Below are 23,110 nucleotides of genomic sequence, written 5' to 3' on the forward strand. Positions count from 1 at the left end.
CCACTCGGGCACTGCGTCCATGCGGGGACTAGGCGGCAGGGGCGGGTCCTGACACCGACACCTGAGCCGGGCGCAGGAGGCGGTCGCCCACCCGGTAGCCGTGGCGCAGCACCTCGGCGCACACGGCTTCCTGGCCCGTACCGGAGGCGCAGTAGTCGATTGCCTCATGCGTGTTCGGGTCGAAGCGTTCACCCGCCGCACCGACGGTGCGCAGCCCCAGGGCCGACAGCCGCTCCTCGAGTACGTCGAAGAGGACCTCCGCAGCGTCGTCGCCCTGCCTTCGAGCCGCCTCCACGACATCCAGGACCGGCAGCAGTCCGGTGAGTACATTGACCACCGCGATCTCGCGTACGGCCAGGCGGTCGCGGCGCACCCTCTTGCGGTAGTTGTCGTACTCGGCCTTCACCCGCTGCAGATCTTCGGTCAGATCCGCGATCTGCTCACGCAGCCGTGCGGAGTCGGCTCGATCGGAGTCCGGGCGCCCCTGACCGACGCCGTCCGGACCGGACACATCCTGGCGTCGGCGGGACTGGAGGATGACCGGGTCCGTCCTGCGCACGTCGCGCGTCACCACGGAGCGCTCACCCTCATGCCCGAGGTGCGGATCCTTGCTCATCCGACGCCTCCCTTCTGCTCGTCATCGACGATCTCCGCATCGATGACGTCCTCCTCGTCGGTGGCCGCGCCCCCAGCCGTGCTGCTGTCGGCCGTGCCGCCCTCACCGGCTTCGGTCTGCGTCTGCGCGTAGAGGGCGGTGCCGATCCGCTGTGCGGCCGTACTCGCCTTCTCGGTGGCGGTACGGATCTCGGCGGTGTCCTCACCCTCGAGCTTCTCCTTCAGCTCGGCGAGCGCGGTCTCCACCTCCGTCTTCACGTCACCGGGGATCTTGTCCGCGTTGTCCTGCAGCAGCTTCTCGGTCTGGTAGATCAGGGACTCCGCCTGGTTGCGGGTCTCGGCACCCTCGCGACGGCGGTGGTCCTCCTCCGCGTACTGCTCGGCCTCCTGCACCATGCGGTCGATGTCGTCCCTGGGCAGCGAGGAGCCACCGGTGACGGTCATCTTCTGCTCCTTGCCGGTGCCGAGGTCCTTGGCGGCGACGTGCATGATGCCGTTGGCGTCGATGTCGAACGTGACCTCGATCTGTGGGACACCACGCGGGGCCGGCGGCAGACCGGTCAGCTCGAAAACGCCCAGTTTCTTGTTGTACGCCGCGATCTCGCGCTCGCCCTGGTAGACCTGGATCTGTACCGACGGCTGGTTGTCGTCGGCCGTCGTGAAGATCTCGGACCGCTTGGTCGGGATCGTGGTGTTGCGCTCGATGAGCTTCGTCATGATGCCGCCCTTGGTCTCGATACCGAGGGACAGCGGTGTGACGTCGAGGAGCAGGACGTCCTTGACCTCACCCTTGAGGACACCGGCCTGGAGCGAGGCACCGATGGCGACGACCTCGTCCGGGTTCACACCCTTGTGCGGATCCTTGGAGGTCAGCTCCTTCACCAGCTCGGTCACTGCCGGCATCCGCGTCGAACCGCCCACCAGGATCACATGGTCGATGTCCGACACCTTGATCCCGGCGTCCTTGACCGCGTTGTGGAACGGACCCTTGCAGCGCTCAAGGAGGTCCGCGGTGAGCTGCTCGAACTGCGCGCGCGTCAGCTTCTCGTCCAGGTGCAGCGGGCCCTCGGCGGACGCCGTGATGTACGGCAGGTTGATCGTCGTCTCGGTCGCGGACGACAGCTCGATCTTCGCCTTCTCCGCGGCCTCGCGCAGACGCTGCAGAGCCATCTTGTCCTTGGACAAGTCGATGCCGTAGCCGTTCTTGAACTGCTTCACCAGGTGGTCGACGATCTGCTGGTCCCAGTCGTCACCGCCGAGGTGTGTGTCGCCATTGGTGGCCTTGACCTCCACCAGCCCCTCGCCGATCTCCAGCAGGGACACGTCGAAGGTGCCGCCACCGAGGTCGAACACGAGGATCGTCTGGTCGTTCTCCTTGTCCAGGCCGTAGGCCAGCGCGGCGGACGTCGGCTCGTTGATGATCCGCAGCACGTTCAGGCCCGCGATGTGGCCCGCCTCCTTGGTCGCGGTGCGCTGGGAGTCGTTGAAGTACGCCGGGACGGTGATCACCGCGTCGGTGACGTCCTCCCCGAGGTGTGCTTCGGCGTCCCGCTTCAGTTTCTGCAGCACGCGCGCGGAGATCTCCTGCGCCGTGTACCGCTTGCCATCGATGTCGCCGGACTCGGGGAAACGCCACTGGGCCTCTCCCATGTGCCGCTTGACCGACCGCGCGGTGCGCTCGACATTCGTCACCGCCTGCCGCTTGGCGATCTCGCCGACGAGCACCTCACCCGTCTTGGCGAACGCCACCACCGACGGAGTGGTCCGCGCGCCCTCGGTGTTCGCGATGACCGTCGGCTCGCCGGCCTCGAGCACAGACACCACGGAGTTCGTCGTTCCCAGGTCAACGCCCACAGCGCGTGCCATCACTGCCTCCATTTCCCGGGCAATGCTTGATGCTCATTCATTGATAAAACCTGAGTGCATCTGGGTCAAGTATCGTCCGCCTCCCTGGCCGGCCGCAGTGCGGCGTCCGGGCCGGCCGCCTGCTCGGGGCCACGCTCACGCTCACATCCCGGCGTCGCCCTTTGTGATGTCTGAGCAACCTCTCGATCTGCTGGACGAGGAGGTCCACGCGGTCGGCAGGAGTGGCGGTTCCGTCCTCCATGTATGGGTGGGCGTGAGCGAGGGGCTCGATGAGCCGGGCGGCGTCGCCGAGGCCGATCGCACACGGGGAGGGGGACGCCCTGACGTCGGCCCCGCAGTTCGGCGGCGCGACCGGTGCGGAGTACCGGCGGCCACCGTGCTGCTACTCCCTGGGGCCATTGTCCCCGTTCGCCATGTCACCGGCCTGCTCTCCGACGCTTCGACCCTGCGTGCCCTGATGAGCACCGACCAGTTCCGAGCAGTGCCGACACCACCACCGGCCGGGGGCACCAGTTCCGCGTCACCGAGCACCCCGCGTCCGACCGGTGCGGGTGCCGGCAGAGTGCGATGGGTACGCCGCCTCGCCGACGATGTGGTCAATGCCCAGGACCGAAGTCCCCGCCGGGCTACAAAGGATGCGAACTGGGCCCGGTCGGCCCAACTGACGCGAGAGGACATCCGGGGACGTGTCCGCGCCGGAGAGGTCTCCCGTTTCCTCTTCGGCAGGGGCGCTCCCGCGCAGACGTCCAGCAGCGTGACGACTGAGGTCGGTTCGATCGCGCAACGGGGCCTTGAGGCCGTGGCCGACGTCGGTCGCCCGGCCGGCCCTGTGGACAGCGGGATCGAAGCGGTCGGACATCTCCGGGGTGGTGCGGAAGTTCCGAAGTGGTCGGCGGCTGCAGAGGAGCCGTCGGGGCCCGACCACTATGGAACCGGCAACCGTCGGCTGCTTCGGAGTCGGCCTACTGAGGAAATTCCCGACGGCCCGATGGAGACCGGACCGCGTCTTCGGCATCGCGCAGGGGCTCGGACGAGGCACCAGGTCCGACCGCCCTCGCAACACGACAATGAGGAGAGGTCATGGCGAGGGTGGAAGTGGAGGGCACCGATATCGTCGTTCGCCTGTCATGGTGGGAGAAGATCGCGGCACGCCACAGCGAGGTGCGGGTACCGGGATCGGCACTTCGCGGGCTGTATCTCGAGCCGGACTGGTGGCGGGCGCTTCGCGGTGGGCGCGGCCGGGGAACCTGGATTCCTGGACAGTTGTGCGCGGGTATCCGCCCGCTTCAGAAGGGGCAGGATTTCGCATTGGTACGGGCCGGCGGGCCGGTGCTGTGTGTGGAACTGCGCCGGTGCGCGCCGTTCAGCAGGCTGGCGATCTCCGTCTCCGACCCTGAGCGGGCGATGCGGGTCCTGTCGCCGCTGGTCCCGCGGGATCGTCTGGGAACGTGAGCGCCGACGATTCGATGTGGTTGATCGGACCCTCCGTGGCCGACTCCTTTCGCCCGTCCGGGACATGAGGCGAACGGCGCCCTGTGGAGCCCGCCACCCGGACGGGGGAATCAGCAGCAGGTGCCGTCGCCGTGAGCCAGGGGACATCTGACCCCGAACGGTTCACTCTCCGCTACGCCGCATCGATTCCGATCCGGAACCGGGAGCCCGGTGCGGTGTCGATGCCCGGAACAGCAAATGCAGTTGTGACGGCCGCCGTCGCTGCCGGAGGAATTCGTCACCGGTGCCTTCATCCACTGGCGCCTCAAGGGCCCCTTCAGCATCCGTGACCCCGAGGGCGCTCGCTTCACCGACTCCGGCGCGAACAGCGGTTGCCTCATTCAGCGTAGTCAGGTCGACTGCGCCGACCGGGTGCGGGGCCGGCCCCAGGCGTGCGCCCCTTCGACCCTTCCTCGCCGGACTGCTCTCGTGCGCGCGGTACGTCACCGATTGCGGCCTCGGAGTCATCGGCGCAGGGTGAGTACGTCAGTCCCCCTCACAGTGAAGGACAGCATCGTTATGAGCAAGGCAAAGGCGAAGGCCAAGCAGGTCAAGGGCAAGCTGAAGGAAACCGCCGGCGACGCCATGGGCGACAAGGGTATGCAGGCAGAGGGCCGCAGCGAGCGACTGACGGGCAAGTCCCAGGAGACCGCAGCAAAGGCGGCCGAGCGGTTGAAGAAGTCCGGACGGTAGTTGTCCGGCTGGACGCAGGCAGGACCGCGCAGCCGGGCTGACGGCGTTCGTGCTTCACGCTCGTGCGCCGGAGCCTCAGATCTCGGTGCTACCGGACTTCGCCGGCGTTCAGCGAACGCCGAGTCGAGCTTCTTTCAACACCGGTTCGCAGGCCGATCACCCGTCATGCACGCCTCTTCGCAGGCGGAGTCATCGCGCCCGGCCCGTCGTCCCGTGCCCGCCATGGCTGTTCCTGAGCGTTCGTGTTGCGTACAGGACAGCCATGGCGGGGTGGACGGGTTCACAAGCCCCCGCCCGCTCTGCGTGAGCGCTGATGGTCGGACGCGACAGTGAAACTCCTCAAGCCTCCAGGTGTCTACGCGCCGCAGGAAGACACAGCCATGCTGATATCCGCCCTGCGGCGCGAACATCTGTCACCCCAGGCCGATGTGCTGGACGTGGGTACCGGTACCGGCGCATTGGCGATCGCCGCAGCCCACCATGGTGCTGCCCGCGTCGTCGCCATCGACGCGTCGGCTGCGGCGGTGCTCACCGCACGACTGAACGCGCTGCTTTCCGGTCACGCACGGGCAATCCGGGTCAGCCGCGGCGACCTGACGGAACCTGTGACCGGCCTGAGATTCGACATGGTGCTGGCGAACCCACCGTACGTACCGTCGGCGGACGCTCGCATGACCGGCCGCGGCGCTGCTCGGGCCTGGGAGGCGGGGATCGACGGCCGGGCCGTCATCGACCGGCTCTGTGCCGAAGCTCCCGCTCTGCTGCGCCCAGGGGGTGTGCTGCTCGCGGTCCACTCCGTGATGAGCAACCCGGCGATGACCGTGAAGCGGCTGACCGAAGCCGAACTGGACGTCACCGTGACCGACCGCCGCTTCGTCCCCTTCGGCCCTGTGTTGCGTGAACGTGCCGACTGGCTGGAGGCCCAGGGGCTGATCGCGCGAGGCCAGGAGAAGGAGGAACTGGTGGTGATCCGTGCCGAACGGCCGTGATGAACCAGGGGCCACGTCTCGGGCAGCCGCACGACGCGTCATGCAGGAGCCGGGTGGACCCATGCTTGTGGAAGGGCCCGTCGAAGTCGTCCAGGAGGACGGCACCATTGCTCGCTCGGACCGGCCTGTCGTCGCACTGTGCACCTGCCGACGGAGCCTCATCTTCCCTTGGTGCGACACGAGCCACCGCGGCCGGAAGAGGCGGAACGTGCCACCGACGGCCTCGGAGCGGCGTGCGGAGTGAGGACTCTCTCGCCGGGTCGCGACACCCCGCTGAGACGTTGGTCCGGCTCGGGCGCGCCGTGCCGCAGGGAAGCGGAAGCGCCGGGGCGTGCCCGGGGAGTGGCTGCGCCGGGGAGGTGACTGGCGTGTCCGTCTTCGCGTGCAGAGCGCAGGTTTTGCTTCCCCGACCTGTTGTCTGAGTGTCTGCGGCTCCGTTCTGCGGAGGGCGACGAACCCGAGGAAGGCACTGTCATGGGACACGGCGGGAATGTGATCGTGGAGCTCACGGCCGATCATCGCGAGCTGGAGGAGTTGTTCGCGCAGATCGAAGCTCAGCCGGTCGAGCATCCACGGCGACGTGAGCTGGCCGACCGGCTGACCGCGGAACTGGTGCGGCACTGCGTCGCCGAGGAGATGTACCTGTATCCGACGGTGCGCAAGGATGTACCGCACGGTGCGGCACTGGCGGACAAGGAACTCGCCGATCACGCCAAGGTCGAGCAGATGCTCAAGGACCTCGAAGACCTGCGCGCCGACGATCCGCAGTTCAACGACATCGTCGCGAAGCTGAAGTTCGAGGTCGCTTCCCACGTGCGTGAGGAGGAGCACGAGCTGTTCCCGACACTCGCGGCGTCGTCTTCATCCGACAAGCTGGACGAGCTGGGGCGGCTGGTGCGGCGGGCCAAGGAGATGGCCCCCACCCGACCGCACCCCTCCCTCCCGAACACTCCGCCCGCCAACAAGCTGCTCGCGCCCGGCGTCGGACTGGTGGACCGTGTACGCGACCTGGTCAGCAGCCGTACGACCACAGGCTGAACCGTCGACCGGTGTCCGCAGGGGAGCATGGCACAACATCCCCGCATCCGGCGCCGCGCCCGCCGGCATGCCCCCGCCGGGCGGGGGCTGTCCCGGCGAAGAGGACCACGGCGGCTGCGAAGAAGCGCACGCCCAGGAAGACTTCCGCGAAGAAGCGCAGCGCGTCCTGACCGGAGCGGGCACTGTCCTGGCCGGCCGGCCGCAGATCGCTCCCGGCTCGCCACTCGCGGCAGTCTGCCGCCCGAGGCGTCGTCCTGACGCTGGAACCACTTGTGCGATACGGAGTGGGTGCTGCGACTCCCGGTCCGACACCGGCGGCGCGGACCGCCGGCCACAGTGAACGACCACCCGACATCGCACATCGACGGGATGTCCGTGCCGCCCAAGTGCTGAGGTTTGCTCCTACCCTCGTCCCATGACCGAGAACGAGATCAAACTCAAGGCCATCGCTGCGCTCACCGCACTGCGCAGCGGGGTCGGTACGGACTATGTCTCGGACCTGCTCGGCGAGGTGGTTCCCGAGCATTTCGTCGTGTCTGCCGCCGCAGGTCCACGCGAGGTCGGGCTGTCCGTTCTGAGCCAGCTCTCTCAGCCGCTCAGTGCACTGATCACCGGATTCGTGCTCGCGTTCCAGGCCGTTGCGGACGCCTATGACGAGACAGCACCTGCGACACCGACGGAGGAAATTCTTCAGGCCCTTGCACTCGAACTCGCGCGCGAATCGGATTGAACCGTTTCCCGAAGGCCGGCCCGCGCTCTCACGTATCCGCTCGTCGCTCGTCGATCCGGTGTCCGGCCGGTAGCTCGACAGCCGAGTCGACCCGGGTGGTCCTCTCGGCGGCGGCAGCGTCGACCTGGCGATCGAGGTGGGCTTCGGCCGGTCGAGCTTCGGCGGCTCGATGCTTCGTTCGACCGCCGACTCCGAGACATGGTGAGCCCCGTCCTTCAGGGCGGGGCGAGGCCACCTCGGCAGCTGCCGGGAGAGCGAACTCCGGCTGCCTGCCGGGCTTCGAAGCGGCGCCTCTCGCGGATTCAGGCTCCCACAGTCCCGTCGAGCCCCTCCCGCAGAAGGTCCGCGTGTCCGTTGTGGCGGCCGTACTCGAGGAGGACGTGCACCATCACCATCCGCAGTGATACTTCCTCGTCCCATCTCGGCTGGTACCCGGCCAGGTCGAGGGAGTCGGCCTCCCGCTCGATGGAGCGTGACTTCTCCACCTCGGCCTCCCAGGCACGGAACGCCTCGTCCCTGGTTGATGCGCTTGCGTCGTACGCCGCCTGGAAGTCAGGCTTGTCGGACCAGACCATGGGCGCGTCGTTGTCCTCGAACACCCGGCGGAACCAGGCGCGTTCCACCTCTGCCATGTGCCGCACCAGACCGAGCAGTGAGAGCGTTGACGGTGGCATCGAGCGCTGCCGCAGTTCCTCGTCGGCAAGTCCATCGCACTTCATGGCGAGAGTCGCACGGTGGTAGTCGAGGAAGGCCCGCAGCATGTCGCGTTCGCTGCCGAAATTGGGCGGTCCTGTGCGATTGTCGCTGGTCACTGGTCGTACCTCTCGTCCGTGGCCGTATCCGGAGCTCAGTATCCACTCCCTTCGGAAGTCCCTCGGAGGTGGGCCGTCTGCCCGACCCGGACCGTCACCAAGGGCGGCGAACGACACAGGACTCGGTCCGGGTCGTCGGCGCCTCGGTGATCACGGGCGCAGGACGCAACGCGCTCGGCACCGGCGCTCACCCGGCCCACTGCCCCAAGTCGGATACGGGCGGGACCCGTTGGGCAGGTCACCGTATCGCGTGGGCGAGAGCGCAAGGCGCTCCGGAGAATCGCGGAAGGACGGTCGCGGGGGAGGCCGGCTGGCCGGCCGGTGAAAGCATCCACCACGGTGTCGCGAGGCAGAGTCCCTGCGGCACCGTCGTGCGTTGCCTTGCAGAGCCTGATTGTCAGTGGCGAATGGAAGACTGCCCGGCATGATCGAACCGAACCCGAAGTCGGATCTTCTTCGCTACCTGCAAGACGGTCGTGACGCCCTGTTGTGGAAGCTCGACGGGCTCTCGGAGTACGACGTCCGCCGCCCTTTGACACCCACCGGAACCAATCTGTTGGGACTGGTCAAGCATGTCGCCGGCGTGGAGGTGGGGTACCTCGGCGACACGTTCGGGCGACCGTTCTTCGACGACGAACCGCCGCCCTGGTGGTACACGGAGGACGCCGAACCCAACGCGGACATGTGGGCCACCGCGGACGAGTCGCGCGAGGAGATCACCGGGCTGTACCGCCAGGTGTGGGAGCACTCGAACAGCACGCTCGCGACGCTCACGCTCGACGCGATCGGTCACGTCCCGTGGTGGCCGGAGGAACGACGGGAGGTGACACTGCACCACGTCCTGGTGCGTGTGATCGCCGATACGCAACGGCACGCCGGTCACGCCGACATCGTGCGTGAGCTCATCGACGGGACCGTCGGGCTGTTGAAGGGCGGTGACAACGTGCCACCGGGCGATCAGGCGTGGTGGGAGAGTCACCGGAGCCGACTGGAGCGCGCGGCGCGGGAAGCAGGCAACGGCTGATCCCGCGCCGCCACGGCCGACACCACCGGTTCGCGGGTTGGCCGTGCGGCGCCGCACGGCCGGAAGCGTCTGCGGCTCGACAGCCGCCCCGGCATCGCCGGTGGTGTGAGCGCGCCCGGCGGTGCCGTCAACTGCCGGCACATGGGGGAGTCGACGGTCCCCGGATCAGTCGGAGCCGGGCTCGCGGTGACTCCGTACGACCTCCTTCACCTTGGCGACGGCGAATCCCCAGCCCTGTGCGAGTGTCGGTTCGGCCGGGACGGCGATTTCGTCAGGGTTCGTCAGTACGTCGAGCAGGAGCGGCCCCGGCGTGGACAATGCGCGTCGTACCGACTCGTCCAGCTCGGCGGGGTCCGTGACGCGGATGCCGGTGATGCCCATGGCGGTGGCCACCGCGGCGAAATCCGGGTTGTCCAGCAAGGTACCGAACTCAGGCAGTCCCGCCTGCTCCTGCTCCAACTTGACCATGCCGAGGCGGCGGTTGTCGAAGACGACGAGTTTGACGGGGAGATTGCCGGTCTTGAGGGTCATGAGATCACCGAGAAGCATGCTCAGGCCGCCGTCATCGCAGAATGGGTCGAGGTACTGCGCTCCCAGAGCATGTGGCATGGCATTGGCCATGGAGCCGAGGTTGTACGAGCCCAGGAGGCGTCGTGTACCGCGCATCTCCACGAATCGTGAGAGCCACACGGTGGCCATTCCGGTGTCGGAGGTGAAGACGGCGGTGTCGGCGGCGACCCGGTCGACTGTGGCGGCCAGTGCCTCGGGCCTTACTCCGTTCCCGGGATTGTCGAGCGCCGAGCGGAGCCCCTCATCCTTGTCCGACGGGCACAGGCCTGCGGTCGTGACTGACGATCTGCCGAGTCGGAGGCGGCACCTCTGATGAGGCATGGCCGGCAAACATCCTGTCGGCCGAGCATCGTTGCCGGGCATGCGACGGCCCCCGGGACTCCTTGAGGAGTCCCGGGGGCCGTGCGGCACAGAACGGACGCAGGGTCAGATGAACGGACCGCCGAAGGGTGTGCCGGCGCCGTAGTAGGTGCCCAGCTGGGCATGGTAGCCCGGGTCGCCGAGGTGCTTCTCCCGGTCGAATTCCGGGGCGTCCTTGATCTGCTCCTTGGTGCGGTCGACGAAGATCTTCTGCTCGTCCGGGTCGATGCCGACGACCGTGCTCGCCGGGAGCAGGACCTCCCGGCCGAAGATCCACACGCCGGTGTCCACCACCAGGTAGGCGTCATCGACCTCATCGGAATGCTTGTCGACCTTCCCGATGCTGCCGTCCGTCGCCTCGACCTTGTAGCCGGTGAGGTCGGGGCCCGTCGCACGGCCCGCAGTCGACTTGTAATTCCACACGTTCTCAGTCACGCGAAACAACTCCTCCGGTAAACGGAGGGCGGCAGGGATTCCCGCCGGCCTCCTTTCTCCGTACGTCGTGCACAGCGGTTTCGACCGCGTGCGGTCCGGGTGTCCCGCATCCGAAGATTGTCGCCCCGATGGAAAAGTGAATCGGGACCTTCTCCAATCTTCAGAAGGGCAGGCGTTCTCTGTGCTGAGTCACGGCGACCACCCGGCATCGTCCGCCTTCCCCCGATATCCGGCTTCAATCCGCCATCGGAAAACAGCGGCGGCGCCTGCTGTGAACGCGGTGGCCTGCTGCTTCGTCCGGAAGACGACGGGCCACCGCCCTGCACTGCTTGGAATGCGCCGAAGGTGTCGGCTACCAGCGGTACCAGCGGCCACTGCCACCCTTCGGGCGGGCGACGAAGCCGATCAGCCACAGGACCAGCACGGCGATCGCGACCCACCACAGAATCTTCAGCGCAAAACCCGCGCCGAAGAGAATCAGGGCCAGCAGAAGAACGAGAAGCAGGGGAACCATATTTATCGACCTCCGTACCATCGCTTGCCCCACCATTCCCTGACCATGCACACGAATTGAGATCAGCCTGCATTCGGGCACGTCAGTGCAATCTGACCTGCTCTCTTCCGGAATTGGATATGCGGCTGGAATGGGGATGCCCCTGGGCCGTGGACACCCACAGCGCAGCAGCGCTCGTCCGGAAGGCCACCGCCGCCCGCACGCTGTACGCCGACCGGGAACGGGTGGCCGCGACTGCGTCGCCACCCTGCGCCTGTACGCCGGGCCGCCACCCCGACGACCCACAGCTCACCGAGCTGATCGGCGAACTGTCCCCGCACAGCGAAGCGTTCTCTGCCCATGTGGGCCGACCACGACGTTCATGCCCACACCACCGGCACGAAACGCCTCCAGCCCCCGCTGGTCGGCGACCCGCCCTGGGCTACGTCGTCCTGGCCGTCGAGGACGACCCGAGCAGACTCTTGTCATATACACCCGGAGCCGGCCTCACCCACTGCTGAAGCCCTCGACATCCTGGCCGGCTGGAGCGGCGCGACCCCCACCGGCCGACCCGCTCCCGATCAGCGCCCAACGGAACAGGCTGACCCGAGGCCTGCGGTGCCGGACCACTCCGTACGTCCTGCCCGCTGCTCCGACTCATTCGGCCGTCTTGGGAGTCTGTCTCCAGTTGTTACCGGCACCCGCCGGGTGCGATGGGTGTGCGTGGGGTCTGCCGGGTCCGTGTGTCGGTCCGTGGTCGCCGATGCCGCGCACCACGCCGTCGGCCGACGCATCCGGATGATGACGGTCGTGAGGGACGATGTGCTGACTCGAGGGCGTGCTCGGACCGTCCGGTGTCTTGTCGCGCTGGACGACGATCATCGCCATGTCGTCGTTCAGTGGGCCTGCCGCGAACGCCTTGAGATCGGCGGTGATCGTCTGCACCAGTGGTCCGGGCTCCTGATCGGTCCAGGCGGCGGCGCGCTCGGCAAGCGGATAGAAGGTGCCCTGTACGTCGCGGGTCTCGCTGACGCCGTCTGTGTAGAGCAGGAGCCGGTCGCCGCAGGCGAACGGAAAGGTCGCCTGGACGTAGGTGTCGTCGGACAGCCCTCCGAGACCGAGAGGCAGTGCGGGGCAGGGCACAGTGAGCGCGGTCGCGGTGGCGTCGCGCAGCAGAAGCGGCGGCGGATGCCCGCAGCTGATCACGTGGACCACCGGCTGGTCGTCCGGGATGTCCACCACCACGGCGGTCACGAAGCGTTCCCCGACGTCCGCCTCGGACCCCGAGGACTCCGAGAACTCCGCCAGACCCCACCGGACCGCGCCCTCCAGGTACGCGACCAGCTCCGGCAGTGGGGACTGGCGGTGGGCCGCGGCGCGGAATGCACCGAGCATGATCGCGGTGTCGCTGATCGAGGCGAGGCCCTTGCCCCGTACGTCCCCGATGACCAACCGAGTGGAGTCGGAGGCGCGGGCCACGGCATACAGGTCGCCGCCGATGCGGGTGTCGGCCTCGGCGCTGCGGTACTCCGAAGCGATGGACACCGGCCCGGCCCTCTCCGGCAGCGGGCGCAGGACGACGCGCTGTGTCGCGTCGGAGACCGAACGCACCCGGCGCAGTTCCAGCCACAGTCGGTCCCGCAGAAGCGCGAAGATCACCAAGAGCACGGAGAGCACCGCGAGGGACCCGAACTCGACCAGGACACTCTCGGTGGTCAGGACGCCCCGCTCCGTCCCCGCGACGACGAGTGAAGCCACCGCCAGCCCGCCGATCAGAGCAGTGAGCCGAGGGCCCGAGACGACGGAAGTGACCGCGGGGGCCACGATGAGCAGGTGGGCCAGGTGAATGTCCGGCGGCAGGAAGTAGTCGGCCACCGGTATGGCGATGATGAGCGTCAGGGGCACCACCAACCACAGGGGGCCCGGCGCCGACCGACGCCAGGACCGAAGGATCCGGCCCAGTGGTGTGGTGATGCTCGCAGTTGTCACGTCGCTGCTCCTCGCCCTATACCTCCCAACGCGTCGCCGACCGTCGCTCATTCCGTGGTGCGCCGATGAGCCGGTCACGGCCGCTCCGGCGCTTGCCGAGGAAGTGACGGATTCGTTGTTGTCGTAGAGGCCGACGTGGGTCGCGTCCGCGGCCGGACGGAACGGGGCACACCGTGGCGGACCGTGGCTTCGGGCGGGGCCATCAGGACCACGGTTCGCCATGGTGCGAACATCTGAGGGACAGGCCCGGTCATCCCATGGCGTCGGTTGCCTGCGGGCTGTGAGTGAGCCGGTTCACCTGGACGTCCTTGCAGTACGGGACCGTCCCGGTCCGTGCTGCGTAACTCGCCGAGATCCATGCCTGCGTGTCACGCAGCAGGTACCAGACGTCGTTGCCGGCGATGGTCTGCGCACGGACCTTGCACCGCAGGCCCACTTGATCCTGGTACTCGAGGACGGCCACCACCGACGAGTCCGTGCTCGGGTACTGCCGCTCGTTCAAACCACTCTGGCTGGTCACCGTGGCATAAGGCTGTACGGGAGGAGCGAACTGAGCGGGAGCAGCAGCCGCAAGCAGCGGGGAACCGAGCACGACGACTGCGGCAGCCCCCGAGCTCGCTGCGATGTGCCGAGCCCGCCTCTCCAAGATCTTCAACATGATCATCCCTCTCGCTCATCCATTGACTCCGGATCACATCGGATCACTCCGAGCTGCATACGCCCCGCACCCTGTGCTGCGGCAGCGCGTCGATCCCTCGAAAAGACGATCACGACCGGGCCACCAAGCCGGCGAGGGCGATTACCGGGACACGCGGGGGCGGTGAACCGGGCGGACTCCCACGTACGGTCGTCGCTCCTCACTCCTTGCGTCAGGGTGGGCACGTAGCAAGGCGCCTTGCCGCCCTCCGGCACCGGGTCCATGCTTGGTGGCATGGGTGACCAGACCGGCCCCGAGCTCATCGCGTCCGTCGACCGGGCCCTGCGCCTGCTGGAGGCCGTAGGCGCGCACGAGGCAGGTGCCCCCGCGCAGCAGCTTGCCGCGGAGACGGGACTGCCGTTGGCCGGCGTCCAGCGACTGCTGCCCGCACTCGCCCGGGACGGATACGTGACTGAACTGGACGACGGCGCATTCGCCCTCTCCTGCAGACATCACCCGCTGGGTGCGGAGCACGACGGGCAGGGGTTGGTGGAGCGCATCCGACCTGTCCTGATGTCCCTGCGGGACGATCTGTCGGTCGCTGTCTATCTGAGCCTGTACGAGCAGGGCGAAATCCGTGTCATGGAGATCGTCGACAGTGCGCAGGCTCCGCGTGTGGACTTCTGGGTGGACTTCCAGGACGCCGGGCACGCCACCGCGCTGGGCAAGAGCGTGCTGCGTGAGCTGAGCGAGGAGGCGCGCGCCGACTACCTCTCCCGGCACTCCCTGGCCGAACTCACCCCCCGCACCATCACGCGCAGGGAGGAGCTGATGCAGGAACTCGACTCCTCGCGGACAGAGCCGGTCGTCATGGACCGGGAAGAGTACCGCCGCGGTACGACGTGTGCCGCGGTGCCCGTGTACAGCGGTGACCAGGTCGGTTCGCTCGGCATCTCCTTCCGGTCGGACTGGATGTACCGGACCACTCGGGTCAGGGTGGGGATGTTGTCGGCGGCGATGTGCTTGACCAGGAGGCTCTCGCTCCCTGACTGAACCCGGACCCGGTCCGCCGGCCGCGTCCACGCACCGCGAGCGCCTGGTCACGCGTGGGCGAGCGGTGTGCTGGGCACCCGGTTCATGGCCCCGTGCCGCCCGGTGAGCCGCGTGACCGGTTCCCCGTACACCTACTCGGGAAGGGGCTGCTCGGCCCAGATGGTCTTGCCTGTGCCGGTATGCCGCATTCCCCAGCGCTCGGTGAGCTGAGCGACCAGCATGAGGCCCCGTCCGCCCTCGTCGAAGATGCGGGCACGGCGCAGGTGGGGGGCGGTGCTGCTGGCGTCGGAGACCTCGCAGATCAGCGTCCGTTCCTTGATCAGCCGAAGCTGAACGGGTGCGGAGGCGTAGCGGATCGCGTTGGTCACCAGCTCGCTGACCACGAGTTCGGTGACGTAGGCCAGGTCGTCCAGTCCCCAGGCGTGCAGTTGGGCGGTCGCCTTGGAACGGGCCTCGGCCACAAATTCCGGATCGGCGGGAAGATCCCAGACAGCGACGTGTCCGTTGTCCAGAGCGCGGGTGCGGGCGAGGAGCAGCGCGACATCATCGGCAGGCCGCTCGCCGAGCAGAGTGTCGAGCACGCGATCGCAGGTGGTCTCCAACGACGGAGACGTGTCGGCGAGGGCCGTGCGCAGAGTCTGCAGGCCGGTGTTGACATCGCGATGCTGTGCCTCGACCAGGCCGTCCGTATAGAGGGCCAGCAGGCTGCCTTCGGGCAGTTCGCGTTCAACCGCCTCGAACGGCAGTCCGCCCAGGCCGAGCGGCGGGCCGGTGGGCAGTTCGAGGAAGTCCACCGTGCCGTCAGGGGTCACCAGAGCGGGCCACAGGTGGCCTGCGCTGGCGAGTGAGCACTTGCGGGAGATGGGGTCGTACACCGCGTACAGACAGGTGGCTCCGAACTCTCCGAAGGGGGCCCCGGTTCCGGCCTCCGGCCCGGACTTGAGCCGGACGACCAGGTCGTCCAGATGCGCGAGCAGCTCGTCCGGGGCCAGATCGACGTCGGCGAGGGCGCGTACCGCGGTGCGAAGCCGGCCCATGGCGGCGGAGGCGTGGATCCCGTGACCGACCACATCGCCGACCACCAGGGCGACGCGGGCGCCGGAGAGCGGGATCACGTCGAACCAGTCACCGCCGACACCCACTTTCGAGTCTGCGGGCAGGTAGCGGCTGGCTACATCGACCGCGACCTGCTCGGCGATCCCCTGTGGCAGAAGGCTGTGCTGGAGGGCCAGCGTCGTCGTGTGTTCGCGCGTGTAGCGGCGCGCGTTGTCGAGGCAGACCGCGGCGCGTGCCGCAAGCTCCTTGGCGATCTGCAGGTCTGCCTGCTCGTACGGTGCGGCAGACGGATCCAGGCGGGCGAAGAACACGACGCCGAGGTTGGTGCCGCGGCCGCGCAGCGGCACCACCATCATCGAGTGCGCGTGCTGTCGGCTCATCCAGGCGGACCGGACCGGGTCGTGGGCCAGCCAGTGGGTGACCTCGGGCTCGCCGACCTGGTGCAGGGTGCCGCGGCCGGTGGCCAGGCTGCGAGCGATCGGCGAGAACTCCGGGTAGCGGGACAACCCGCCGACCGCGACGACAGCCTTTGCGACGGGGCGGGTGGCCACGCGACGCAGTACCAGAGGACCGTCGTCGGGAACCGGTGGGGGCTCGTCCCCGAGCAGCACGGCGTCGAGAAGATCGACCGAGACGAAGTCCGCGAGGTCGGGCACGGCTACGTCGGCCAGTTCCTGCGCGGTGCGGGCCACGTCCAGGCTGCTGCCGATACACCTGCTGGCCTCATCGAGCAGCGCCAGACGTTCGCGGGCCGCGTACTGCTCGGAGAAGTCGAGAGCGGCCTGCTGCACGCCCTGCACCAGGCCGAGGGAGTCCTTGAGCGGGGTGAAATGGATGGTCCAGGGGTGGGCTTGGGGCTCGCCCGGCACCTTGACGTAGTTCTCGATGTGTTCGGGTTCCCCGGTACGCAACACGTGATCGACCGACTGCTCAGGGGCTCGAAAGGCAGGATCGGGCATGTGCTCGGTGATCCGGAGCCCGCGAACGTCCCGTTCCGTGGCGGCGAGCTGCTTGGTCATGTGTTCATTGACCCGCAGGAACCTGCCCTCGGTGTCGTAGATCGCCAGGGCGAACGGGGACTGGTCGAACGACCAGCGGATCAGTGGGTCCTGTTCGCGGTCGTCCTCTTCCTCCCTGATTCCCTCCAGCAGCCATCCGGCTCGCCCGTCACCGGTGGGCAGCGGGCGTGCCCGCAGCCGGCATTCGACGGCGCTGTCGTCCCGGTGGCGGAGTACCACGTGTCCTGTCCAATCCTCCTGCCGATCGAAACGCTCACGGACCCCGGCGGGGAGGGGAGCAGCAAGCAGCGCCGTCGCGAGCCGACCTACGGCCTCACCGGCGGAGTACCCGAGCAACTGCTCCGCACCGGTGCTCCAGCCGGTCAGCGTGCCATCCGGAGCCGCCACGGCCAGAGCCGCGGCGGGGGTGAGGGAGTCACCTGGCGTGCTTGCCGGTGTGTCCATGGGCCGATCATCTCGCCTTCGAGTCCACTGGTGATTCAAGGATCTCTCGGTCCTGCCGTCAGATCGCGCCAAGCGGGGTCGCACGTGCTGGATGCGGTGAATCGGACCCCGGGGGTGACCAGTGAGACGCACCTCGGTGACGGTCCGTAACGATTGTCGGCGATCGGCTGCCGGCACGGAGCCGATCAGCCCGCGATCCGACCCGGTGGTGCCGCGTCCGCGCCGCGGAGTCAGGCGGGACGGCGGGTCGAGTGCCGTCCGCCGGAGGTGTCGGGCTTCCACCAGCAGTGGGAGCACTGCGGAGGTTCCTGAGGGCCTCGCCCGGCCGTGGACCGCCTTCGCGCGGGTTCTCCCATGGGTGTGTTCGGCCCTTGACCCAGACGGGTGGCTGCCACCCCGCCCACCCCCCCGGCCTTCAGTCGGAGAACTCCTCGTACTGCATTCTCTCCGCCTTCCATCCGCCAGGGCCTCAGGCTGTGGTCGGTAGCGTCGGGAGAGAGGATGGAAGACGATGCCTGGTGAGGGGGCCAGGGAGTCGGGCACGGCTATGTATTTCGGGAGAAGAGGTGCCTCATGGGTGCCACCGGTGAGTTCCCGGAGGGTCCTGCGTCGGTGGGGGTCGCCCCGGCCGAGCCGGGTGGGCTGCTGGACGTGCTGGGTGTGGCCGCGGTGGTGCTGGACAGCGCGGGTCGGATCGCGTTGTGGAGTCCGCAGGCCGAGGAACTGTTCGGCTGGACCGCCGACCAGGCGCTGGGCCGGTTCGCGGCCCCCCTGCTGGTGGCTCCCGAGCACTTCGACCTCGTCCTGCACCTGTTCGCGCAGGTGATGAGCAGTGGCGAAACCTGGGCCGGCGTGTTTCCCGTGCGGCACAAGGACGGCAGCACGCGGCTGGTGGAGTTCCGCAACATGCGGTTGCTGGGCCAGCAGGGAATGCCGTACGCCCTGGGCATCGCGACCGATCAGGCCACCTTGCGAGAGGTGGAACGGGACCTGGCGCTGTCGGTGCAGTTGGTGGCCCAGTCCCCGATCGGTCTGGCCGTTCTGGACAGCAACCTGCGGTACGTGATGGTCAACCCGGCGCTGGAGAGCCTCAACGGTCAATCGGCGGCCCAGCACATCGGCCGGGACGTCCACCAGGTCCTGCGGTTCCTGGACGACACCGGGGCCGTCGCGTCGATGATGCGGCAGGTTCTGGACACCGGCAGACCGCTGATCAATCACTTCATCGTGGGCCGGTCCCCGACCGATCCGGGCGATGAAATAGCCCGGTCGGTGTCGTACTACCGGCTCGAGAATCCCGCCGGACGGGTGCTGGGTGTGGCGGCGTCGGTGGTGGACAGTACCGAGCGGCACCGCGCCGGCTTGGAGGCGGCCGCTGCCCGCAAGCGGCTGGCGACCATTGCCCGGGCCTCGGCGATGGTGGGCACCACCTTGGATGTGGAGAAGACCGCCCGGGAGCTGGCCGACATCCTGGTGCCCGAGCTGGCCGATCTGGCCGCCGTCGACATCCTCGACGCAGTCCTCGACGACCGGCAACCGGAAACTGTGTCCCCCGGAGCGCCCGCCGTGTTCAGGGCGCTGGCAGTCACCGCCGCCTATCCCACCGACGCCGTCTACGCGGCCGATCAGACCGGACATATGGCCGCCTACGCCGCAGACCGGCTCATCACCCAGTGTGTGATCACCGGCCGCCCCGTCCTGGTGAATCAAGTGACCGACACGGACCTGCAGCACATCGCCGCCGAGCCACGGGGAGCCGCCCTCCTGGCCCAGGCCGGCCTGCACGCCTACCTGGCCGTGCCGCTGATCGCCCGCGGTGAAGTCCTGGGCGCCCTGGACCTGTGCCGCGCACGCAACCCGCTGCCGTTCGACCCCGACGACGTCGTCCTGGCCGTCGAGCTGGCCGACCGAGCTGCGGTGCGCATCGACAACGCCCGTTTGTACCAGAACCAGCGTCGCACCGCCCTGACGCTGCAACGCCACCTCATGACCCACCTGCCACCCCAGCCGACCGGCCTGGAGATCGCCTATCGCTACCAGCCGGCCCAGGTCTCCGCGGAGGTCGGCGGTGACTGGTTCGACGCCATTCCCGTGGCGGGCGACAAGACCGCCCTGGTCATCGGTGACGTGATGGGCAGCGGGATCAACGCTGCCGCGACCATGGGACAGCTCCGCACCGCCGTCCGCACCCTGGCCGAACTCGACCTCGACCCCGCGCAGGTCCTCCTGCACCTCGATCACATCGCCGCGGGCCTTGAGCCCGGCTTCGCCACCTGCATCTACGCCGTCTACGACCCGCATCGCATGCATTGTGTGATCGCCCTCGCCGGCCACATACCGCCCGTCCTGACCCGGCTCGGAGGGCCACCCGAACTTGTCGAACTGCCCACCGGCACCCCCCTCGGCGTCGGCCTCGCCGCGTTCGAGCAGACCACCCTGCAGCTCGATACCGGGGACCAGTTGCTCCTCTACACCGACGGCCTCGTCGAAACCCGCGACCAACCCATCGACACCCGTCTGAACACCCTCCTCGACCTCCTCACCGAGCCGCAACCGACACTCGAAGCCACCTGCGACCACCTCCTGGGTGCGCTGCGCCATCCGCACGACCACGACGACGTCGCCCTCCTCATCTGCCGCGCGAACGGCCACCGATCGTGACCGTCGGCATCCTGCCTGCGCCTCGCCCCATGGAGGCTGTGGGGGTGCTGGGGCGCGGGGGATCGTCGAGCGGCCCTGCGCGTCGCCTGCCTCCGTCCCCTTCCGGCCCGCGAGGGCATGACAGAGCGTTCCGCAGGTGTGCTCGCGGCCGATGAGGGCAACTGTGTGCCATGGCTGCAGAGGTGGACAGTGAAGCTCGGCGACGCAGAGTGTGGGGAACCACGCTGCTGCGTGCGCTCGTCCTGGTGGCAACATTCCTGGCCCTGACCGCATTCTCCATCGCTTTGGCGAAGGTGACGCTCACCCCGTCACCGGCATCGGAGGAGCTCGTCCGGTCCAACCTCCGGCCAGGAAGGTCGCTGCGGCAGTACGCAGAGGACTACACCTTTCTCGCGGCCTGCAAGCAGGCCGGCGGAAACCTCCTGCTGGGCGTCCCGTTCGGCATCCTGCTGCCGATTCTCGTGCCGCGCCGGCTTCGGATGCTGCGCATGGTCGCGCTGACGGTGACGGTGATGGTGGTGATCGAACTCGTCCAGGGTGCCCTGGTCCCCGGGCGCGCCTTCGACATCGACGACGCGATCCTCAACACGAGCGGCGCACTGCTCGGATATCTCCTGGCGGGGCGGCGGATCAGCCATCGCTATCACCTCCTGGCGGAGGGGACGACCAGAGCGGAGGCGGCTCCGGAGCCGAAGCCCAAGCGGAAGGTTGCGCCGAAGTCCGCACCGACGTCCAGGACCAAGCCCGAACCGGCGTCCAAAACCAAGTCCAAGCCGGCGTCCAAGACCAAGCCCAAGCCCAGGTCCAAGCCGTCATCCAGGACCAAGGCCACGCCTGTGTCCAAGGTCAAGTCCAAGGTGAAGCCGAAGTCCAAGTCCAAGTCGCGGAGCAGGGCCTCGACCGGCCGTGGCGGGTCCGGACTGGTTGCCTCGGGACGCGCACTGTTCGGCCGACTTCTGACCCGTGACCGGTGACCTGCCGAGTCCGGGAGCCTCGCCGCCCCCGCGTCGTGCCCGCACCTTCGAGGGGGACGAGCGCGACCGTTCATGGCTGACGTCTCCTGGGCGACCGAGCCCGTAGCGCGTTCTTTGCTGTTGTCGGTGGACCACCTGCGGCCCCCACTATGGAAGTGGGCGCCGTTGCGCCTATGAGTACTGCTTGCGGCCGAGCGGCTCGTGGGTACGGGCCGGAGCGGAGGTGTGCGGCCATGACCAGCGGAGACGTGCTCATGCGAATCGATGACGGCAGGCGGGTGATCGACTGGTCCCCTTCGGCCGGCTCGGTTGGACCGCAGAGGAGGCCGTAGGCCCGATCGGCACGCCCACCATCCCTTTTGCGCGTGTCCCGCTGGAAGGATTTCGGCATGACCGACAGCGCCCCCGGCAAGAAGGCCTGCGAACTGCTCGCCCAAGCATCCCGGCACCCGGTCGCAAGTCCCCAGCGCAACGCACTGGTGGCGGAAGCAGCTGTGTGGGCACAGCTGGAGCACGCAGCCACCATGGACAAACACGCTGCCGTAGTGGTCGAAATCGAGTCCGCCCTGGCGTGCCTTGCCGACTTCGTGCAGAAGCTCCGCAGCGAGATCGGCGGTCTGACCGAGCGCATGAAGCTCGGCCAGAAATGAGCGAGCGCGCGCCGGAGCACGCTGACCGAGCTTGATCTCGACCCCGACCGGGATCACTCACTCAGCCCGACGCGGCGGCCGGTGTGGGGAAACGAGTACCGGGACGGCGGCAAGACGCTCCACACCCTGGCTGGTAGGGGTCACGTGAACGTGTCCCGTGCGCGACATCATCCGCCGCAGCCGGAGGATCCGGCGCTGGGACAACCGCCCAGGTGAAGAGAGAAGTTGACAGCAGCCGGTGGGGCCGGCCCCGGACGGGGCACCGGCCTCGTGCCCCGTCCGCCGGCTGCCGTGGATTTCGTGGCCCTCAGGTCACGACCTGACCAGCCGAATCCGAGCACGCCGGTCGGCCCGACAGGCGTCTGTTCGCGGTCCGGTCGACCGGCCGGTTGCGACGACCCCGCGAATCGGCGCCGGGGCCGTCCGGACGTTTCTTGTCAGGCTTCCTCGGCTGTGGCCAGTGCGTGGCCGGCGGCCGCGGGCGCCGGACGACTGTGCCGTGACCGGTGGGACAGCCAGGCGGCGACCAGGGCGCCCGAGATGTTGTGCCACACGGAGAACACCGCTGCCGGCAGGGCGGCCAGTGGGCTGAAGTGAGCGGTCGCCAGTGAGGCGGCAAGCCCCGAGTTCTGCATGCCGACCTCGAAAGCCATGGCGCGGCTGGCGGGTCGGCCGAGTCCGGTGGCCTTGCCCACGCCGTAGCCGAGAGCGAGTCCGAAGCCGTTGTGCAGCACGACGGCGATCAGCACGCTGACAGCGGCCGATTTGATGGCACTGGCACTGCCTGCCACGACGGCGGCGACGATCGCGGCGACGGCCAGCGATGACAGCCAGGGCATCAGGCCCAGCACCCGGTCGACGAGTTTGCCCGCGACCAGCCGCACCAGCAGGCCACCGAGCACCGGAAGCAGCACCGTCTTGAGGATGTCCGTCATCATCGAACCGGCGTCCACCGGCAGGTACGCACCGGCCAGCAGCAGTGTGAGCGGCGGCGTCACCAGCGGGGCGAGCACGGTGGAGACGGTGGCGACGGAGACGGACAGGGCCACGTCGCCGCGGGCCAGGAAGGTCACCACGTTCGACGCCGTGCCGCTCGGCGCGCAGCCGACCAGGATCACACCGGCGGCCAACTGTGGCGGGAGCCCGAGCAGATGGGCGATGAGCCAGCCGAGCCCCGGCATGATCACGTAGTGCGCGACCAGGCCGATCGCCACGGCCCACGGACGCTTCGCCACGCCTCTGAAGTCGAGTGGGGTCATCGTCAGTCCCATGCAGAACATGACGGTTCCCAGCAGGTAGGGAACCGAGCTCGTCCAGCCCGCGAACGCGCCGGGCGAGACGAGGCCGGCTGCGCCTGCCACGAGTACGAGGACGGGAAATACGGTGACGGCGCGTCGGGCTGCCTTGTCGCCGGACGCCGGGCGATCAGTGATCATCTGTTCGGTTTGCACGAGCGTGATGAGACGATGCGGGCCCGGCCCTTCGCAACCGAGTCTCGATATATGGTCATG

The 23,110-nt window shown here is 68.4% G+C and carries 21 protein-coding genes and 1 pseudogene; 12 read left to right on the forward strand and 10 right to left on the reverse strand.

Annotation, left to right across the window (positions count from 1 at the left end; all coding sequences use genetic code 11):
- Window positions 1-28 precede the first annotated feature (28 nt).
- Entirely contained in the window at window positions 29-616 is a 588-nt protein-coding gene (gene grpE / locus OG963_RS40860; RefSeq protein WP_319740296.1) for a nucleotide exchange factor GrpE, read from the reverse strand.
- Window positions 613-2,481: a molecular chaperone DnaK gene (gene dnaK, locus OG963_RS40865; protein WP_371800066.1), complete on the reverse strand. Its 1,869-nt coding sequence runs from the start codon at window positions 2,479-2,481 to the stop codon at window positions 613-615. The genes grpE and dnaK overlap by 4 nt, the downstream gene beginning before the upstream one ends.
- Before the next feature lie 1,080 nt (window positions 2,482-3,561).
- Between dnaK and OG963_RS40870 the strand changes: the two genes are divergently transcribed.
- The 6 genes from OG963_RS40870 (at window position 3,562) to OG963_RS40895 (ending at window position 7,422) form a co-directional block, all read left to right on the forward strand.
- Entirely contained in the window at window positions 3,562-3,933 is a 372-nt protein-coding gene (locus OG963_RS40870) for a hypothetical protein (protein ID WP_371800067.1), read from the forward strand.
- Window positions 3,934-4,491: 558 nt separating this feature from the next.
- Window positions 4,492-4,665 carry a CsbD family protein gene (locus OG963_RS40875; protein WP_319740299.1) on the forward strand — a complete coding sequence of 58 codons (174 nt, stop codon included), beginning with the start codon at window positions 4,492-4,494 and terminating at the stop codon, window positions 4,663-4,665.
- 329 nt (window positions 4,666-4,994) lie between these two features.
- A complete protein-coding gene (locus OG963_RS40880) occupies window positions 4,995-5,654 on the forward strand; it encodes a HemK2/MTQ2 family protein methyltransferase (protein WP_371800068.1) in 660 nt (219 codons plus the stop codon).
- Window positions 5,655-5,715: 61 nt separating this feature from the next.
- Complete coding sequence (locus OG963_RS40885) at window positions 5,716-5,898, forward strand: CDGSH iron-sulfur domain-containing protein (RefSeq protein WP_319740301.1); 183 nt, start codon at window positions 5,716-5,718, stop codon at window positions 5,896-5,898.
- A gap of 230 nt (window positions 5,899-6,128) precedes the next feature.
- Window positions 6,129-6,692 (forward strand): hemerythrin domain-containing protein, encoded by a 564-nt coding sequence (locus OG963_RS40890; protein ID WP_319740302.1) that lies wholly within the window; start codon window positions 6,129-6,131, stop codon window positions 6,690-6,692.
- Window positions 6,693-7,107: 415 nt separating this feature from the next.
- Window positions 7,108-7,422, forward strand: coding sequence for a hypothetical protein (locus OG963_RS40895; protein WP_327122804.1), 315 nt, complete (start codon window positions 7,108-7,110; stop codon window positions 7,420-7,422).
- Window positions 7,423-7,724: 302 nt separating this feature from the next.
- On the opposite strand, the gene OG963_RS40900 is transcribed toward OG963_RS40895, so the two are convergent.
- Window positions 7,725-8,234, reverse strand: a complete 510-nt coding sequence (locus tag OG963_RS40900) for a DinB family protein (RefSeq protein WP_319740304.1) — start codon at window positions 8,232-8,234, stop codon at window positions 7,725-7,727.
- A gap of 424 nt (window positions 8,235-8,658) precedes the next feature.
- On the opposite strand from OG963_RS40900, the gene OG963_RS40905 reads away from it, so the two are divergent.
- Window positions 8,659-9,258, forward strand: coding sequence for a DinB family protein (locus tag OG963_RS40905; RefSeq protein WP_371800069.1), 600 nt, complete (start codon window positions 8,659-8,661; stop codon window positions 9,256-9,258).
- Window positions 9,259-9,423: 165 nt separating this feature from the next.
- On the opposite strand, the pseudogene OG963_RS40910 reads toward OG963_RS40905, so the two are convergent.
- The 3 genes and pseudogenes from OG963_RS40910 to OG963_RS40920 form a co-directional block, all read right to left on the reverse strand.
- Window positions 9,424-10,065, reverse strand: a pseudogene (locus OG963_RS40910) (thiamine pyrophosphate-dependent enzyme); the annotation flags it as partial.
- A gap of 189 nt (window positions 10,066-10,254) precedes the next feature.
- Window positions 10,255-10,623, reverse strand: coding sequence for a PRC-barrel domain-containing protein (locus OG963_RS40915; RefSeq protein WP_319740306.1), 369 nt, complete (start codon window positions 10,621-10,623; stop codon window positions 10,255-10,257).
- A gap of 352 nt (window positions 10,624-10,975) precedes the next feature.
- Window positions 10,976-11,137, reverse strand: a complete 162-nt coding sequence (locus tag OG963_RS40920) for a hypothetical protein (RefSeq protein WP_030931772.1) — start codon at window positions 11,135-11,137, stop codon at window positions 10,976-10,978.
- A 119-nt stretch (window positions 11,138-11,256) separates the two neighbouring features.
- Here OG963_RS40920 and OG963_RS40925 point away from each other — a divergent pair, with 119 nt between their 5' ends.
- Window positions 11,257-11,637, forward strand: coding sequence for a hypothetical protein (locus OG963_RS40925; protein WP_371800070.1), 381 nt, complete (start codon window positions 11,257-11,259; stop codon window positions 11,635-11,637).
- 136 nt (window positions 11,638-11,773) lie between these two features.
- On the opposite strand, the gene OG963_RS40930 is transcribed toward OG963_RS40925, so the two are convergent.
- Both OG963_RS40930 and OG963_RS40935 read right to left on the reverse strand, forming a co-directional pair.
- Complete coding sequence (locus OG963_RS40930; protein WP_371800071.1) at window positions 11,774-13,105, reverse strand: PP2C family protein-serine/threonine phosphatase; 1,332 nt, start codon at window positions 13,103-13,105, stop codon at window positions 11,774-11,776.
- Window positions 13,106-13,355: 250 nt separating this feature from the next.
- Window positions 13,356-13,625 (reverse strand): SH3 domain-containing protein, encoded by a 270-nt coding sequence (locus OG963_RS40935; RefSeq protein WP_362273872.1) that lies wholly within the window; start codon window positions 13,623-13,625, stop codon window positions 13,356-13,358.
- A 411-nt stretch (window positions 13,626-14,036) separates the two neighbouring features.
- On the opposite strand from OG963_RS40935, the gene OG963_RS40940 reads away from it, so the two are divergent.
- Window positions 14,037-14,795: an IclR family transcriptional regulator C-terminal domain-containing protein gene (locus OG963_RS40940; RefSeq protein ID WP_319740309.1), complete on the forward strand. Its 759-nt coding sequence runs from the start codon at window positions 14,037-14,039 to the stop codon at window positions 14,793-14,795.
- A gap of 131 nt (window positions 14,796-14,926) precedes the next feature.
- On the opposite strand, the gene OG963_RS40945 is transcribed toward OG963_RS40940, so the two are convergent.
- On the reverse strand, window positions 14,927-17,314 hold the full coding sequence (locus OG963_RS40945; protein WP_319740310.1) for a SpoIIE family protein phosphatase: 2,388 nt from the start codon (window positions 17,312-17,314) through the stop codon (window positions 14,927-14,929).
- Window positions 17,315-17,887: 573 nt separating this feature from the next.
- Between OG963_RS40945 and OG963_RS40950 the strand changes: the two genes are divergently transcribed.
- The 3 genes from OG963_RS40950 to OG963_RS40960 all read left to right on the forward strand — a co-directional run bounded on the left by OG963_RS40950 (window position 17,888) and on the right by OG963_RS40960 (window position 21,599).
- Window positions 17,888-19,975, forward strand: coding sequence for a SpoIIE family protein phosphatase (locus tag OG963_RS40950; RefSeq protein ID WP_319740311.1), 2,088 nt, complete (start codon window positions 17,888-17,890; stop codon window positions 19,973-19,975).
- Between the two features lie 170 nt (window positions 19,976-20,145).
- Entirely contained in the window at window positions 20,146-20,949 is an 804-nt protein-coding gene (locus OG963_RS40955; RefSeq protein ID WP_319740312.1) for a VanZ family protein, read from the forward strand.
- A gap of 389 nt (window positions 20,950-21,338) precedes the next feature.
- Complete coding sequence (locus OG963_RS40960) at window positions 21,339-21,599, forward strand: hypothetical protein (protein WP_319740313.1); 261 nt, start codon at window positions 21,339-21,341, stop codon at window positions 21,597-21,599.
- 437 nt (window positions 21,600-22,036) lie between these two features.
- Here the strand turns inward: OG963_RS40960 and OG963_RS40965 are convergent, their stop codons facing one another.
- A complete protein-coding gene (locus OG963_RS40965; protein ID WP_371800072.1) occupies window positions 22,037-23,035 on the reverse strand; it encodes a bile acid:sodium symporter family protein in 999 nt (332 codons plus the stop codon).
- Window positions 23,036-23,110 lie beyond the last annotated feature (75 nt).

The organism is Streptomyces sp. NBC_01707 (assembly GCF_041438805.1).
GTDB lineage: Bacteria > Actinomycetota > Actinomycetes > Streptomycetales > Streptomycetaceae > Streptomyces.